Origin of the sequence: Marivibrio halodurans, from assembly GCF_017963645.1 — a bacterium.
Lineage (GTDB): Bacteria > Pseudomonadota > Alphaproteobacteria > UBA8366 > Aestuariispiraceae > Marivibrio > Marivibrio halodurans.
In genome coordinates this window covers 376,410-390,741 of sequence record NZ_JAGMWN010000003.1, presented here as the reverse complement: position 1 = coordinate 390,741, position 14,332 = coordinate 376,410, and the positions used below count along the sequence as shown (strand labels likewise).

Annotated in this window: 13 protein-coding genes; 5 read left to right on the top strand and 8 right to left on the bottom strand. The window is 65.8% G+C overall.

Features of this window, described 5'->3' with window-relative positions; genetic code table 11:
- Window positions 1-190 precede the first annotated feature (190 nt).
- Window positions 191-1,147 (top strand): CAF17-like 4Fe-4S cluster assembly/insertion protein YgfZ, encoded by a 957-nt coding sequence (ygfZ, locus tag KAJ83_RS08640; RefSeq protein WP_210681637.1) that lies wholly within the window; start codon window positions 191-193, stop codon window positions 1,145-1,147.
- Here ygfZ and KAJ83_RS08635 read toward each other — a convergent pair.
- Complete coding sequence (locus KAJ83_RS08635) at window positions 1,083-1,385, bottom strand: DUF6356 family protein (RefSeq protein ID WP_210681636.1); 303 nt, start codon at window positions 1,383-1,385, stop codon at window positions 1,083-1,085. The two genes, ygfZ and KAJ83_RS08635, sit on opposite strands and share 65 nt — an antisense overlap.
- A gap of 143 nt (window positions 1,386-1,528) precedes the next feature.
- On the opposite strand from KAJ83_RS08635, the gene KAJ83_RS08630 reads away from it, so the two are divergent.
- Together KAJ83_RS08630 and mtnA are read left to right on the top strand one after the other, a co-directional pair.
- Window positions 1,529-2,008 (top strand): Lrp/AsnC family transcriptional regulator, encoded by a 480-nt coding sequence (locus KAJ83_RS08630; RefSeq protein WP_210681635.1) that lies wholly within the window; start codon window positions 1,529-1,531, stop codon window positions 2,006-2,008.
- Between the two features lie 25 nt (window positions 2,009-2,033).
- Window positions 2,034-3,134: an S-methyl-5-thioribose-1-phosphate isomerase gene (gene mtnA, locus KAJ83_RS08625; RefSeq protein ID WP_210681634.1), complete on the top strand. Its 1,101-nt coding sequence runs from the start codon at window positions 2,034-2,036 to the stop codon at window positions 3,132-3,134.
- A gap of 54 nt (window positions 3,135-3,188) precedes the next feature.
- Here the strand turns inward: mtnA and KAJ83_RS08620 are convergent, their stop codons facing one another.
- Window positions 3,189-3,800, bottom strand: a complete 612-nt coding sequence (locus tag KAJ83_RS08620; RefSeq protein WP_210681633.1) for a DUF1013 domain-containing protein — start codon at window positions 3,798-3,800, stop codon at window positions 3,189-3,191.
- Between the two features lie 248 nt (window positions 3,801-4,048).
- Complete coding sequence (locus KAJ83_RS08615) at window positions 4,049-4,558, bottom strand: phasin family protein (RefSeq protein WP_210681632.1); 510 nt, start codon at window positions 4,556-4,558, stop codon at window positions 4,049-4,051.
- A gap of 596 nt (window positions 4,559-5,154) precedes the next feature.
- Here KAJ83_RS08615 and KAJ83_RS08610 point away from each other — a divergent pair.
- Window positions 5,155-5,940: a proteasome-type protease gene (locus KAJ83_RS08610; RefSeq protein WP_210681631.1), complete on the top strand. Its 786-nt coding sequence runs from the start codon at window positions 5,155-5,157 to the stop codon at window positions 5,938-5,940.
- A 4-nt stretch (window positions 5,941-5,944) separates the two neighbouring features.
- Here KAJ83_RS08610 and KAJ83_RS08605 read toward each other — a convergent pair whose 3' ends face one another.
- Window positions 5,945-6,727 (bottom strand): hypothetical protein, encoded by a 783-nt coding sequence (locus tag KAJ83_RS08605; protein ID WP_210681630.1) that lies wholly within the window; start codon window positions 6,725-6,727, stop codon window positions 5,945-5,947.
- A 249-nt stretch (window positions 6,728-6,976) separates the two neighbouring features.
- Here KAJ83_RS08605 and KAJ83_RS08600 point away from each other — a divergent pair, with 249 nt between their 5' ends.
- The gene (locus tag KAJ83_RS08600) at window positions 6,977-8,323 is read left to right on the top strand and encodes a D-alanyl-D-alanine carboxypeptidase (RefSeq protein WP_210681629.1); all 1,347 of its coding nucleotides are present in this window, start codon (window positions 6,977-6,979) and stop codon (window positions 8,321-8,323) included.
- A 28-nt stretch (window positions 8,324-8,351) separates the two neighbouring features.
- On the opposite strand, the gene KAJ83_RS08595 is transcribed toward KAJ83_RS08600, so the two are convergent.
- The 4 genes from KAJ83_RS08595 to KAJ83_RS08580 form a co-directional block, all read right to left on the bottom strand.
- Window positions 8,352-9,020 (bottom strand): class II aldolase/adducin family protein, encoded by a 669-nt coding sequence (locus tag KAJ83_RS08595; RefSeq protein ID WP_210681628.1) that lies wholly within the window; start codon window positions 9,018-9,020, stop codon window positions 8,352-8,354.
- 19 nt (window positions 9,021-9,039) lie between these two features.
- Entirely contained in the window at window positions 9,040-10,635 is a 1,596-nt protein-coding gene (gene cimA / locus KAJ83_RS08590) for a citramalate synthase (RefSeq protein WP_210681627.1), read from the bottom strand.
- A 116-nt stretch (window positions 10,636-10,751) separates the two neighbouring features.
- Entirely contained in the window at window positions 10,752-12,107 is a 1,356-nt protein-coding gene (gene cysS, locus KAJ83_RS08585; protein ID WP_210681626.1) for a cysteine--tRNA ligase, read from the bottom strand.
- An 87-nt stretch (window positions 12,108-12,194) separates the two neighbouring features.
- Entirely contained in the window at window positions 12,195-14,054 is a 1,860-nt protein-coding gene (locus KAJ83_RS08580; RefSeq protein WP_246484372.1) for an aminopeptidase P family protein, read from the bottom strand.
- Between the last annotated feature and the right edge of the window lie 278 nt (window positions 14,055-14,332).

The window sequence follows — 14,332 nt, the reverse complement described above, 5'->3', positions numbered from 1 at the left end:
CGTCGGCAAGGCATTAAGGGATGAATCCCACGCCCTATACCGTCGCGAACCGTTCCTGCCAACCGTCGGGCAACCGTTCGGTACGGGAACCGCCGTCTTGTACCCCGCCGATGGCCGCGCCACATTCGACATGGCGAGTCCCAACGCACCCGGCATGACAGCGGGGCGAAGTTGACCGGAAGGGCGGAAGATGAGCGAGCGTTTCTATGTCGAGCGCGCCGACCGCGGTTTGATGACCGTCGCGGGCGCGGACCGTGTCGAATTCCTTCAGGGCCTGATCTCCAACGACGTGGCGCGGGCGTCGGGCGAGCGGGCGATCTGGTCGGCCCTGCTGACGCCGCAGGGCAAATACCGGCATGACTTCTTCCTGCTGGACGATCCGGGCGCGCCGGACGGGGCCTCGCGCTTCCTGATCCTCTGCGAGGCGGGGGATCGGTTGATGGATTTGGGCATGACGCTGCGCCGCTATGTGTTGCGCTCGACCGTGAAGCTGGATATCGCCCGCGACCTCGCGGTCTTCCTGGTGGCGGGGAAGGGGGCGGCGGCCGCCCTGGGCCTGCCTGAAACGGGGGGCGCGGCCCGGGCGGTGCCGGGCGGTGTCGCCTTCGTCGATCCGCGCGATGCGCGCGCCGGCGCGGTGGTGATTGCCCCGGCGGAGGCTGGACGCGCGTTTCTGGAGGAAGCCGGTTTCGCCCCCGGCAATCTGGCCGATTGGGACGCGATCCGCCTGCCGCTCGGCCTGCCGGACGGCAGCCGGGATATCGAGGTGGACAAGGCGATCCTGCTGGAGAACGGCTTCGACGAGCTGGGCGGAATCGATTGGAGGAAAGGCTGCTACATGGGCCAGGAACTGACGGCCCGGACGAAATATCGCGGCTTGGTCAAGAAGCGCCTGATGCCCGTGCGCGTCATGGAAAACGGCGCGTCGATGCCCGCCACCGGGTCCATCGTCACGTTGGGTGGGAAGGAGGCCGGAACCCTCCACAGCGCCGTCGGGGAATGGGGTCTCGCGCTGTTGCGGTTGAAGGCCGTCGCCTCCGCCGAGGAGAGCGGCAAGCCGCTTGAGGCGGACGGCGTCCCCCTTACGCCCGCGCCGCCCGATTGGTTGCATCTTTCCCGGAATGGGACGGCGGACGAGACGGCCTAGCCGCCGGCGTCCGAACCCGGTTCGTCACCATCCGGTCGTGCAGCGCCGTGATGCGCCGGCTGCCCGATTTGACACACAGGAAGGGCAGGAAGGCATGCACCAGGCATGCGCCCGCCGCCACCGCCAGGCTGCCGGCGAAGGACAGCGCGTGGAGCATATGCGCGCCATAGCTCTCCCCCACGCTGGCCGGATGATCGGTGAACGGTGCGGTTAGGTGGGAAACGGCGGGGCGGGGCATGGCGCGCTCCTTTCGGATCGGGGAAATCATGGGGGACTCTATGGCTTCCTGGCGGCAATATGTTTTCGAAGTTCTCTCCGTTTGAGAGAGTTCCCAGAAAAAAAATTCTTCACATTGTCTGTTTATTGGTAAATTTTATCTGAATGAGTTCAGATGCAAGAAAACTTGACGCGATCGACCGGCGGATTTTGGCGGCGCTTCAGGGCGATGCCTCTTTGTCGATGACGGATCTGGCGGCACGGGTGGGGCTTTCCACCACGCCGTGTTGGCGCCGGGTGCGCGCGTTGGAGGAGGCGGGGGTGATCCGGGGGCGCGTCGCGTTGCTGGCACCGGACCGTATCGGGTTGGGAACCACCGTCTTCGTCGCCGTGCGCACGGCACAGCATAACGCGGAATGGCTCGACCGTTTCGCGGCCGCGGTGCGCACCTTCCCGGAGGTGGTGGAGTTCTATCGCATGTCGGGTGAGATCGATTACATGTTGAAGGTGGTCGTGCCGGATATCCCGGCCTTCGATCGGTTCTATAAACGCCTGATCGCGTCCGTCGATATGACGGATGTTTCCTCCTCCTTCGCGATGGAGGAGATCAAGAACACGACGGAACTGCCGTTGGATTATCTCTGACCGGCATTTCAGGGGAAGGGGTCCCATGGAAATCGACGGAACGCCATATCGCACGATTTGGGTGGAGACGCCGGGCCGCGCCGTCGGCATCATCGACCAGACGAAACTACCCCACCGGTTCGAAACCGTGACGCTCTCCACCATGGAGGCGGCGGCGCGCGCGATATCCGACATGCTGGTGCGCGGCGCGCCGCTGATCGGCGCGACGGCGGCCTACGGCATGGCGCTGGCGATGAACGAGGACCCGTCCGACGATGGTGTCCGGCGGGCGCACGACCGCTTGCTGGGCACGCGGCCGACGGCGGTCAATCTGCGCTGGGCGCTCGATATCATGCGCGCCCTGCTCGACAACCGCCCGGTGGGGGAGCGCGCGGCGCTGGCCTGGGCGCGCGCGGCGGAGATCTGCGACGCGGACGTGGAAATCTGCAAGGCCATCGGCCGGCACGGCCTGCCGTTGATCGAGGCCGTCGCGGCGGAAAAACCGGCGGGGGAGCCGGTCAATATCCTGACCCATTGCAATGCCGGGTGGCTCGCCACCGTGGATTGGGGCACGGCGACGGCGCCGATCTATATGGCGCATGAGAAAGGGGTGCCGGTTCATGTCTGGGTGGACGAAACCCGGCCGCGCAATCAGGGCGCCTCGCTCACCGCCTGGGAATTGGGGCGGCACGGCGTGGATCATACCCTGATCGCGGACAATGCCGGTGGCCATCTGATGCAGCACGGGCTGGTCGATCTCTGCATCACGGGCACGGATCGCACGACGGCGCGCGGCGATGTCTGCAATAAGATCGGCACCTATCTGAAGGCGCTGGCGGCGAAGGACAATGGGGTGCCCTTCTATGTCGCACTGCCCTCCACCACCATCGATTGGACGGTGGAGGACGGTATCGCGGATATCCCGATCGAGCAGCGCGGCGGCACGGAACTGACCCGAATCGCCGGCCGGGCGGCCGGAGGAGAGGTGGTGGAGGTCGATATCGCGCCGGAAGGCGTCGCCGTGCGCAACGACGCCTTCGACGTGACGCCCGCGCGCCTCGTCAGTGGCCTGATTACGGAGCGCGGCGTGGCCGACGCGACGGCGGCGGGGTTGAAGGCGCTGTTCGCGGACGCCCGGCCGTCGTGACGTCCATCCGTCGTCCCCCCAGGCATTTCCCGGAGCGGAGGCGGGGCGGGAGCGTTACTCCAGCCCTTCCCAACCGCCGGAGTTGCTGAGGCTTTCCGGGTCGTCCGTCACCGGCTCGTGGATCGGCGTTTCCAGCGGCTTGCGGCCGGCCTTGATGGCGCGGTCGATCTCGATCGACAGATCCGCCTGGCTACACAGGCCGAGTTCCACCGGCGAGCGGGGCCGAAGATTGGCGCTGTTCCAGTGCGTCCGCTCGCGGATCGCCTTGATGGTCGGCTTGGTGGTGCCGATCAGGCGGCCGATCTGCGCGTCGACCAGTTCCGGATGATGCTTCACCAGCCAGGCGATGCCGTCCGGCTTGTCCGCGCGCTTCGAGACGGGGGTATAGCGCGGGCCCTTGTGGCGGACCACCGGCTCCGGCATGTCGCTCTTGAGGAGGGTGAGGCGCGCGGTATCGTCCCCTTCGCAGCGATCGATCTCCGTCTGGGAGAGTTGGCCGGCCTGAACGGGGTCGATGCCTTGCATGCCGCCCGCGACCTCGCCGTCGGCGATCGCCTGAACCTCAAGCTCATGCAGGTCCGTGAAGGCGGCGATCTGCTCGAAGGTGAGCGTCGTGTTGTCGATCAGCCAAACGGCCGTCGCCTTGGGCATCAGAAGCTTCGCCATAGCGCGTTTCTCCATTATGTCGCTTCCGCCTTCATCGAAGCCCGACGCATGGCTCCGCGCGGGCAGGCGAAATCCCGCGCCGTCCGCGGCACGGTGAACACCCTGATATCCATGAAGGGGATAGCGGGCTCTATATCAAGGGGCGCGGGCGGTTGCAAAAGAAAAGCGGCCCCGCGCCGGGATGGCGCGGGGCCGCTCGTTCGTGCCGCCGGGGGCGCCTGGGCGCCGTCCGGGCGGGGTGTCCGCGATTAGGCGGCGACCGGCTTGGTCATCTTCTCGACGACGGCCGTGAACTGCGCCTGGATCGGCTCGAAGGCTTCGTTGGCGACCTTCATCGACAGCTCGGACATCTTGGTCGATTCGGCGACCCAGCTATCGAAGCTGGTGCGCGCGACCTCGGCCTGGATGTCGACGACGTCGTTGATCGTCTTCGCGCCCATCAGCTTCTTCGCGGCCGCGACGTTCGACTCGGCGGTCGACTGCGCGAAGGCGAAATAGGCCTTGCCGAGATCCTCGACACCCTTGGTGACGATGTTCGAGGACTTCACATAGGCGTCCATCGACGCCTTGTTGAGGGTCGCGAACTCGTCATAGCCCTTGAGCGCCGCGGTGGAGGCCTTCTCGACCTGCTCCTTGGTCGCGGCGACGGCCTGCTCGACGGTCTGCTTGCCGACCTGAACGGCCTCGTCCATCTTCTTCGTGTCGATGGTGCCGACGGTCGCGGCCTTCTTGGTGGTGGTCGTGCTCTGCGTGCTCATGATGATACTCCTTTTCCTTGCCCTCGTTGGACCCGCTTGGGCCCGGATGGGATTTGGTTCACGCTCCAACGCGGTCTGTCTCGTCCGTGCGGCCGGCTGCGCTCCGCTGTCCGCGCGCCAGCGCCTTGTCACGCGGACGAGATCGCGATGAGCGGGAGTGGCCTTCGCCTGGGCGAATAGCGTATTGTGCACCGCAGCATCGCTACGTCTCGCTATATGCGTGCGCTATGCGTCAGCGTCAAGAAATTTTTTTGTGCACTGCACAATAAAACGCTGAGGTTGATCTAAAATGCTTTGAAATCAAACACCTGGATTCTTCCTCCTGCGGCGGAGCGGGGCGTGCCGTTAACCGAAGCGTAGGAAATCCGTGTCATTGCTATGGACGCGGAACGGAATCTGTCCCAGCCTCCGACCGGCGGTCGGAGGCTGGGCGTCCGGGCGAGGGGGTTCGTGACCGAATTCCATTCAGTTTCCATGAGGGCGGTGACGGCGCGCGACCGTCGCCGTGACGGTGTGGGGTTGGCGGTCTGATCGTGTGGCCCTTACCGGGGCGACGGCGATCCGCATGATTCACCGCCGGAAGAGGGTTCGAGGGTATGACCTATTGCTTGGCCATAAAGGTGCGCGAGGGGATCGTCTGCCTCGCCGATGGGCGGATCACCGCCGGAACGCAGGTGACCGCCGCGCGCAAGGTGGAGCGTCTGGGAATTCCCGCCTCCGGCCCGGCGGGGGAAATGGTCGTGATGACCTCCGGTCTGCGCTCGGTCCGCGACAAGACGATGGCCTTCTTCCGCCGCGACCTGCAACGCAAGGGGGCCAAACCTTTCGCCTCGATGCTCGACGCGGTCGATGCCTATTGCGGCAAGCTGCGCGAGGTGCGCGACCAGGACGAGGACGACCTCAAGCAGTCGAACCTGAAGTTCAATATCCATACCATCCTGTGCGGCAAGATGGCGGAGGATCGCGAGCCCTCCTGCTTCCTGGTCTATCCGGAGGGCAATTGGATCGAGATCGGCAGCCGCACCCCCTATCTCTCGATCGGGGAGACGAGTTACGGCAAGCCGATCCTGGATCGTACGCTGACGCGCGACACGGACCTCGCGACGGCGCTTAAGCTCGCCTATCTGTCCTTCGATTCCACCCGGATCAGCGCGGCGGATGTCGGCTTCCCCATCGACATGCTGACCTATTCGACAGGGGACGGACTTTGGCGCGAGGCGCATTACGACTATGACGACGTATTGCAGCAGCGCCAATGGTGGAACAAGCACATCACCGAACTCGCCATGCGCATGCCGAAGGGGCCCTGGGCCGATACGCTCGTCCCCGGCGGTAAGACGGCCGGCCGCCTCCATGTCGTCTCCAGCGACGAGGACGGCTGAGCCTCTATAGCCGTGGGGCGTAGCTCCGTCCGGTCCGCACGCCGTCCGGCTCCACGATCAAGTCGTAATGGGTATAACGGCTATAGCCCGTCTGCGCCGCCTGCACGCGTGGAACGATGCTGTTGGTGAGACGCGTTTCCCCGACCGGCGGCGTGTTGAGCGGTATCCCGGTCGGGTCGAGTGCATGCAGGATCTCCGCGAACGCCCTGTCCTTATAGGCCGCATCCGGCCATTCCCAGACCTGGAAGGCGAAACGGCCCCCCTCCAGGCAGGCGGCGACCAGCCAGAAATAGCTGCGCGAAGCAAGGATGCGCCCCTCCGGCGCCGGTTCCTCCAGGCCGCCGGCACGGGCGTCACGGGTGATCGCCGCCGCGCGTTCCGCCGGAATGCCGGTTTCCGCGCCGACGCCCTGCCAGGGACGCAACGGATCCTCCAATACCGGCCACCCCCCGATCCGGATCGGTCCTTCCAGCACATGGACGGAAAGATGCGCGGATATCCCGTCGGACGCCTGGGGGGAGGGGACGGAGGATAGATCGTAGAGCCGAACCTGCTCGGCGCGATTCCGGAATTCGGTGAAGCGATAGGTTCCCGCCGGCACCGTGCCCGCGCGGCAGCCGCGCGCGATGTCGCCGCCTGATATATGGTCGAACCAAGTGGCCCGACGGTCGAAGGGATTATCCAGTCGTCCGTCGCCGGCGCAGGCCCCGAGCGCCAGAAAGACCAGTCCCACGGAAAGCGCACGCCAGCGCGATCCGCTTATTCCAGCCTTATTTGTTCCCGTCATGTTTCTGTTGTCCAGGTTTCCGCCACGGTGTTGACGCATTTTCCCGTCCATCCGGGCACCCATGCTAAACGACTCTACACATTGAATTTTTCGAATCAAACGATGCCTTCCCTTGGCGATCAAGAAAAAAACCTAATTAATCAATGAGTTTCCCATTAGACTTAACGAATCGCTTCGATTATAACTCATTCTAATCTTCGATCATCTTCGACGTACGCACGACCCGGGTAGGGGGAGGATTCGTTCGGCATGACTGGCTCCGGCGCTCCGGTGAGGAGATTCGCGGCAACCTTCCTGGCGCTCGCGATCCTTGCGATTACATTCGTCGCGCAACCCGCGCAGGCGAAATATGCCTCCATCGTTATCGACATGGAAACCGGCCGCGTGCTGCACGAGGCCAATGCGGATACCCGCAATTATCCGGCTTCGCTTACCAAGATGATGACGCTCTTCATGCTTTTCGAGGCGCTGGAGCGCGGCGAGGTGTCGATGGACACCCGTTTCGAGGTCTCCCGGCGCGCGGCCGGGCAGGCGCCTTCGAAGCTCGGCCTGAAGCCGGGGCAGACGATCCGGGTGGAGGATTGCATCCTGGCGCTGGTGACGAAGTCCGCGAACGATGTCGCGACCGTCGTGGCCGAGGGGTTGGGCGAGACCGAATATAAATTCGCCCTCGACATGACGAAGCGTGCCCGCGCGCTTGGCATGCGCCGGACGACGTTCCGTAACGCCAGCGGGCTTCCCAATCGCCGCCAGCTTTCGACCGCGCGCGACATGGCGCTTCTCGGTCAGCGGGTGATGACCGATTTCCCGCAATATTATCATTATTTCAGCCGGAAGAGCTTCTCCTTCAACGGCCGCACCTATGGCAATCATAACAACCTGTTGGGCCATTACACCGGGACGGACGGCATCAAGACCGGCTATACGCGCGCCAGCGGCTTCAATCTCGTCGCCTCGGTGGAGCGTCAGGGGCGCCGCCTGATCGGCGTCGTCTTTGGCGGCCGCACGGCCAAGACGCGTGACGCGCATATGGAAACGCTGCTCGACCAGGGCTTCGTGCGTGTCGCCCAGATCCCGAGCAGGGCAGAGATCGCCGCCACCGCGGCCGAGGCCGCGCGCGTCGCGCAGGAACTCGACGCCCTCAATCCCTTCCGGAATACCGGCAGCGCGCCGGCGATCGCGCAGGGCGATGCCGATCCGACGCAGCAACTGGACCGGCTGGTGATCCAGCAGGGGAACGGCGAGATCGTGGGCGCGCAGGTCGTTTCCGCGCAACTCGCGTCGTCGGAGGCGGTGATCGCGCGGGTTGCCCGCGATTCCCTCGTCCGCACGGGGCCGTGGAAGATTCAGGTCGGTGCCTTCAAGGATCCGGACTCCGCCCGCCGATTGGCGGAGAAGGCGCATGGTTCGCTCTCCGGTCTCGGCGAGGGGCTCAGCATCGTCATCGACCGGGTGACGGGACGGGGGCTTTATCGCGGGCGTCTTGGCGGGATCGAGGATGAAAGCGCCGCGCGCCGCGCTTGCCGTGCCCTGCAGCGCCGGGATTTCGACTGCCTGCCGATTGCGCCCAGCTCGGCCAAGCTGGCCCAGAACTGATCGGGGCAGGGCCGCGGGGCGGTCCTAATCAGTCGCCACCGCCTCGACCCGGTTGCTTGCCGTAGCTTTTGAACTTTTCCAGCACCTCCGCCATTTCGGCGTCGGAGAGGATGGTGGGGTGGCCACCCTGGCAGGCGTGCCAATATTGCCGCGACAGGGTCTCCACCTCCACGGCCAGCGCCAGGGCTTTCGGCGCGTTCGCCTCGAAACAGATCATCCCATGATTGGCGAGCAGGCAGGCCTTCCGCCCGTCGAGCGCCGCGATCATGTGATCCGATAGCGCCTGCGTGCCGAAGGTCGCATAGGGCGCGCAGCGGATGTCGGTACCGCCCGCGACCGCCACCATGTAGTGGAAGGCGGGGATCGATTCCTCTCGGCAGGCCAGCGCGGTGGAGAAGGTGGAGTGGGTGTGCACCACCGCCCCGGCCTCCGGCCGCGCGCGGTAGATGTCGCGATGCATGCGCCACTCGCTCGATGGCAGGAGGGGGCCGCGCGCCTCACCGCTCGCGATATCGACGGGGACGATATCGCCGGGGGTCAGATCGTCATAGGCGACGCCGCTCGGCGTGATCAGCAGGGTCGTGCCGTCGGCGCCCCGGACGGAGACATTCCCCGACTTTCCCTGGTTGATCCCGGACGCATTCATCGCGCGCGCGGTGTCGATGACGGTTTGGGCGCGGGCTGGGTCGTCGGTCATGGCATGATCGTCCGTGTCGTCAGGCCCCTCGCGCGCCCGCGCGGAACAGTCGATAGGCATAGGCGTCGTAGAGCGCCATGACGGAAGCGTCGATGATGTTGGCGGAAACGCCGACGGTGGTCCAGCGCGCGCCGGCTTCGTCCCGGCTCTCGATGGTGACGCGGGTGACGGCGTCGGTTCCGGTGCCGTCGGCCGCGGGCGGCATGATGCGGACCTTGTAGTCGATGAGGTGCATCGCCTCCAAATCCGGATAGCGCCCCTTCAAGGCATCGCGCAGCGCGGTGTCCAAGGCGTTCACGGGCCCGTTGCCGTTGGCCACGCGCATGGCCTGTTCGCCGGCGACCTCGACCATCACGGTGGCCTCGGACTCGGTGACCAGATTGCCGATCGCGTTGCGCCGGCGCTCGTCGATCACGCGGAAGCGGATCAGGTCGAAATAATCCGGCACCTCGCCCAGCGTGCGCCGCGCCAGCAGTTCGAAGGAAGCCTCCGCCCCGTCATAGGCATAGCCCTTGAATTCCTGCTCCTTCACCCGTTCCAGCAGGCGGCGCAGGGCCGGCTCCTCCAGTTCGACGCCGATTTCGTTCAGCATGGCGACGACATTGGAGCGCCCGGCCTGGTCGGAGACGACGATGTGGCGGCGGTTCCCGACCAGCGCGGGGTCGATATGTTCGTAGGTACGTGGGTCCTTCGCGACGGCGGAGACGTGCAGGCCCCCCTTATGCGCGAAGGCCGCGTCGCCGACATAAGCCTGATGCCGGTTCGGCTGGCGGTTGAGGCGTTCGTCCAGCAGGCGCGAAAGGCCGGTCAGATCCTTCAGCCGGTCTTTCGATACGCCGCAATCCATCCCCATCTTGAGGACGAGCGAGGGGATCAGCGCCATTATGTTGGCGTTGCCGCAGCGCTCCCCCAACCCGTTGATGGTGCCCTGCACCTGCCGTACGCCGGCGCGTACGGCGGCGAGGCTGTTGGCGACCGCGTTCTCCGTGTCGTTATGGGCGTGGATGCCGAGGTGGCTTCCCGGCACATGCGCCGTCACCTCGGCGACGATGCGCTCTATCTCGTCGGGCAGGGTACCGCCGTTGGTGTCGCACAGCACGATCCAGCGCGCGCCCGCCTCATAGGCAGCCGTCACGCAATCGAGCGCGAAAGCCTTGTTCGCCTTGAAGCCGTCGAAGAAATGCTCCGCGTCGTACATCGCGAGGCCCTTGCGTTCCTTGGCCAACGCGATGGAGTCGCGGATCATCGCGACATTCTCCTCCCGCTCGATCTCGAGCGCGACATCGACATGGAAATCCCAGCTCTTGCCGACGAGACAGGCCGCCCCCGCCTTGGAAGACAGGATGGGGGCGAGGCCCGGGTCGTTCTCCGCCGAGCGGCCGGGCCGGCGGGTCATGCCGAAGGCGACGAGCGTCGCGCTGGCGAGCCGGGGCGGCTTCTGGAAGAAGGCGTCGTCGGTCGGGTTCGCGCCGGGCCAGCCCCCCTCGATATAGTCGATGCCGATCATGTCCAGGGCACTGGCGATCGCCTCCTTGTCGGCGACCGAGAAATCCACGCCTTGCGTCTGCGCGCCGTCGCGCAGCGTCGTGTCGAACAGGTAGAGACGATCGCTCATCGGACTATTCTCTCGGACTCGTTTTTCCGCCCATGATCATTGCCGGGAAGGGGCGGGGCGGGATGTTGGCCCGTCATCCTTAGGGGTTGGCCGGGCGGTGGGCAACAACGCCCGTACTATCCGCGCCGCCATTCGGTGATGCCGCCGGGCTTGTCCTCCAGCACCACGCCGCGCGCGGCCAGATCGTCGCGAATGCGGTCGGCGGCGGCGAAATCCTTGGATTTCTTCGCCGCCTTGCGCTCCTCGATCAGCCGTTCGACCTCCTCGGCCTCGGGGCCGTCGGTACCGCCCTTGAACCAGCTTTCCGCGTCCTTTTGCAGCAGGCCGAGCAGTGTCGCGCCCGCCGCGAAGGCCGCCGGATCGTCGCATTCATGCAGGGCCGCGATGGCCTTCGGCGTGTTGAGGTCGTCGAGCAGCGCCTCGCGTACTGCCGCTGGAGCTTCGCCCGAACTATCCGGTGTCGCCCTGCCAATCCGACGATAGAAACCGTCCAGTTCCGCCTTCGCCTCCCGGCATTTTTCCTTGGAGAAGTCGAGCGGCGAGCGATAGTGCGTCTTCAGGATGACGAGCCGCAGCACCTCGCCCGGAAACTCGTCCAGCAGCTCGCGCACGGTGTAGAAGTTGCCCAACGACTTGGACATCTTCTCGCCCTCGCTCATCACATAGCCGTTGTGCATCCAGTATTTGGCGAAGCGCCCCTCGCGCTCGCCCTCCGGATGGGCGCAGCAGCTTTGCGCGATCTCGTTCTGGTGATGCGGGAAGACGAGGTCGAGCCCGCCGCCATGGATATCGAAATCCGGACCCAGATGTTTCTCCGACATGGCGGAGCATTCGATGTGCCATCCCGGCCGGCCGCGCGTGCGTCCCGGCGGTCCCCAGGGGCTCTCCCAGCCGGGCTGCGTGTCGTCGGACGGTTTCCACAGGACGAAGTCGGCCGGGTCGCGCTTATAGCTCGCGACATCGACGCGCGCGCCGGCGACCTGCTCCTCCCGGTCCTTGTTGGCGAAGCGGCCGTACCCCTCCCAACTCGGCACATGGAACAGCACATGCCCGTCGTCGAGCGCATAGGCGTGACCGTTCGCGATCAGCCGTTCGATCAGCGCGATGATCTCCGGAATGGTTTCGGTCGCGCGGGATTCGACATCCGGCGGCAGGCAGCCCAGTTCGCCGACATCCTCATGGAATTGCGCGATGGTCTCCGCCGTCAGCGTGCCGATCTCGATCCCGCGCTCGGCCGCGCGGTTGTTGATCTTGTCGTCGATGTCCGTGATGTTCCGGACATAGCGCACGGACGGATAAAGCGTTCGCAACAGGCGATAGAGCACGTCGAAGACGATCAGTGGGCGCGCATTGCCGATGTGAATCCGATCATAGACCGTCGGTCCACAGACATACATCCGCACATCGTTCGGGTCGCGGGGTTCGAACGTCGCCTTGCGGCGGGTGGCTGTATCGTGAATCCGGAGGCTCATGGGGATCGAAACGCCCTCTCATGCGTGGATGAGGGCGTTTCTTGCCCGATCGGGCGAAAGCTTGCAAGGGATCGGGAGGGCGCCCGCTCAGGCGTCGAGCGGCGCGCAGGCCCGTTCCAGCCAATCGCGCACCGGGTCCTCCACCATCGGGCGGATCTCCTCCAGCACGCGGGCGTGATAATCGTCGAGCCATTGGCGCTCGGCCGCGCTCAACAAGGCTGGATCGATCAGGCGCCGGTCGATCGGGGCGAGCGTCAGCGTCTCGAAACCGAGCAGGTCCTTCTCCGCGTCCGCCGGGATATCGATGACGGGGTAGACGACCACCAGATTCTCGATCCGGATGCCGAACCCGTCGGTCTTGTAATAGCCGGGTTCGTTCGAAACGATCATCCCCATCTCCAACGCCGTGGTGCTGTGGCCCTTGGAGATGCGCTGCGGTCCTTCATGGACATTGAGGAAACTGCCGACGCCATGGCCCGTGCCGTGGTCGTAATCGACCCCGTCCGCCCATAGCGCGGCGCGCGCGAAGGGGTCGAGTTGACTGCCCGTTACTCCCGTGGGGAAGCGGGCGGTCGCGATCGCGATATGCCCCTTCAGGACCTGGGTGAAGCGCTTGCTCATCTCGTCGCTCGGCATGCCGATCGCGATGGTGCGGGTGACGTCGGTCGTGCCCTCGTCATATTGGCCGCCGGAATCGACCAGCAGCAGGCTGCCCGGTTCGATCCGCCGGTTTGTTTCCTCGCTCGCCCGGTAGTGGACGATGGCGCCGTTGCCGCCATAGCCCGCGATGGTATCGAAGCTGGGGCCGTGGAATCTTTCTCCCCGCGTGCGCAGGTCATGGAGCTTCTCGATCGCATCGAGTTCGGTGATCGTTCCGCCCGGGGCGGTTTCGTCCAGCCAATGCAGGAAGGCGGCGAGCGCGGCGCCGTCGCGCCGATGGGCGATGCGCGCGCCCTCGACCTCGATTTCGTTCTTCCGGGCCTTCGGCAGGAGGCAGGGGTCGGCCCGTTCGGCGATCTCGGCACCGCCCGCCATCAGGCGGTCGAAGACGGCGACCGGGCTGCCGGTCGGGTCGGCCTGGATGCGCGCGCCGTCCGTGCCGAGCGCCTCCAGCGCGCCGGCGAATTCCGCCAGCGGGCGGATCGCGACGGCGTCGCCGAGCGCCTCCCGCACCGTTTCATCGACCTTCGCGGGATCGATGAACCAATCGACCGTCCCGTCGGAGGCGAGAATGACGTAGCTGAGCGCCAATGGGCAGTTCGGCACGTCCGCGCCCCGGATATTCAGCAGCCAGGCGACGCTGTCGCTCGCCGTGACGACGGCGGCGTCGATGTTTCGGCGGGCGAGGTCCGCGCCCAGGCGCAGCCGCTTATCCTCCGAGCTCTCTCCCGCGAATTCAAGGCCGTGCGCGTGGACCGGCGCATCCGGAAAGGCGGGGCGGTTGGTCCAGACCGCGTCGATCGGATTGTCGTCCAGGGCGATGAGCTCGGCGCCGATCTCCGCCGCCGCGTCGGCAAGGCGTTTCAGGCCCGCGCGGGTGTGCAGCCACGGGTCGTAGCCGATGCGCGCGCCGGCCTCGAAGCTCTCCGCGATCCAGGCGGTCGGCGGTTCGTCGGCGATGGAACGTGGCACGAAGGCCTCGACATCCACCTGGTCGCGAACCTGCAGCGTGTAGCGCCCGTCGACGAAGATCGCGGCGCTTTCCATCGCCACCCCGACAAAGCCGGCGGAGCCCGCGAAGCCGGTCAGCCACTGAACCCGCTCGGCGCAGGCGGGCATGTATTCGCCCATGAAGGCGTCGGTGCGCGGGGCGAGAAAACCGTCGAGGCGCCGTGCGCGCAATTCCTCGCGCAGGTGCGTCAAGCGCTCCGCCGGTGCCGGCATGACGCCAAGGCCGTCCGACATCGCGGACTCTTGCGGAAGGATCGTCGCGTCGGGGCCGGGCATGCCGGTATCACTCCCTCTGATCATGGTGAGAGAGAGTTAAGCGCGCCTTGCGTGCTTGGCAAGGAGAGGCGCGTGGCCATGCGAAATGGACATGGGGGGCATGCAAAAGGTGCCGTCGCAGCCGGGCCATGGCGTGAACATATGGGGTGACAAGGGATCGGCGCCGCCACCTCCCCCTCCTCCCCCGATGGCGGCGGCGATCCGAACGCGATGCGGAGACGCGATTGGAGCGCACGGAGACCGTGCGATCCTCTTTCTCCGCCGCCCGTGACAACGGG

Bases quoted from the DNA above. Each gene is read 5' to 3' on its own strand.
- cysS (WP_210681626.1), bottom strand. From the start codon at position 12,107: ATGAGCCTCCGGATTCACGATACAGCCACCCGCCGCAAGGCGACGTTC.
- ygfZ (WP_210681637.1), top strand. From the start codon at position 191: ATGAGCGAGCGTTTCTATGTCGAGCGCGCCGACCGCGGTTTGATGACC.
- KAJ83_RS08595 (WP_210681628.1), bottom strand. From the start codon at position 9,020: ATGACCGACGACCCAGCCCGCGCCCAAACCGTCATCGACACCGCGCGC.
- KAJ83_RS08580 (WP_246484372.1), bottom strand. From the start codon at position 14,054: ATGCCCGGCCCCGACGCGACGATCCTTCCGCAAGAGTCCGCGATGTCG.
- KAJ83_RS08635 (WP_210681636.1), bottom strand. From the start codon at position 1,385: ATGCCCCGCCCCGCCGTTTCCCACCTAACCGCACCGTTCACCGATCAT.
- KAJ83_RS08615 (WP_210681632.1), bottom strand. From the start codon at position 4,558: ATGAGCACGCAGAGCACGACCACCACCAAGAAGGCCGCGACCGTCGGC.
- KAJ83_RS08605 (WP_210681630.1), bottom strand. From the start codon at position 6,727: ATGACGGGAACAAATAAGGCTGGAATAAGCGGATCGCGCTGGCGTGCG.
- KAJ83_RS08620 (WP_210681633.1), bottom strand. From the start codon at position 3,800: ATGGCGAAGCTTCTGATGCCCAAGGCGACGGCCGTTTGGCTGATCGAC.
- KAJ83_RS08600 (WP_210681629.1), top strand. From the start codon at position 6,977: ATGACTGGCTCCGGCGCTCCGGTGAGGAGATTCGCGGCAACCTTCCTG.
- KAJ83_RS08610 (WP_210681631.1), top strand. From the start codon at position 5,155: ATGACCTATTGCTTGGCCATAAAGGTGCGCGAGGGGATCGTCTGCCTC.
- mtnA (WP_210681634.1), top strand. From the start codon at position 2,034: ATGGAAATCGACGGAACGCCATATCGCACGATTTGGGTGGAGACGCCG.
- cimA (WP_210681627.1), bottom strand. From the start codon at position 10,635: ATGAGCGATCGTCTCTACCTGTTCGACACGACGCTGCGCGACGGCGCG.
- KAJ83_RS08630 (WP_210681635.1), top strand. From the start codon at position 1,529: ATGAGTTCAGATGCAAGAAAACTTGACGCGATCGACCGGCGGATTTTG.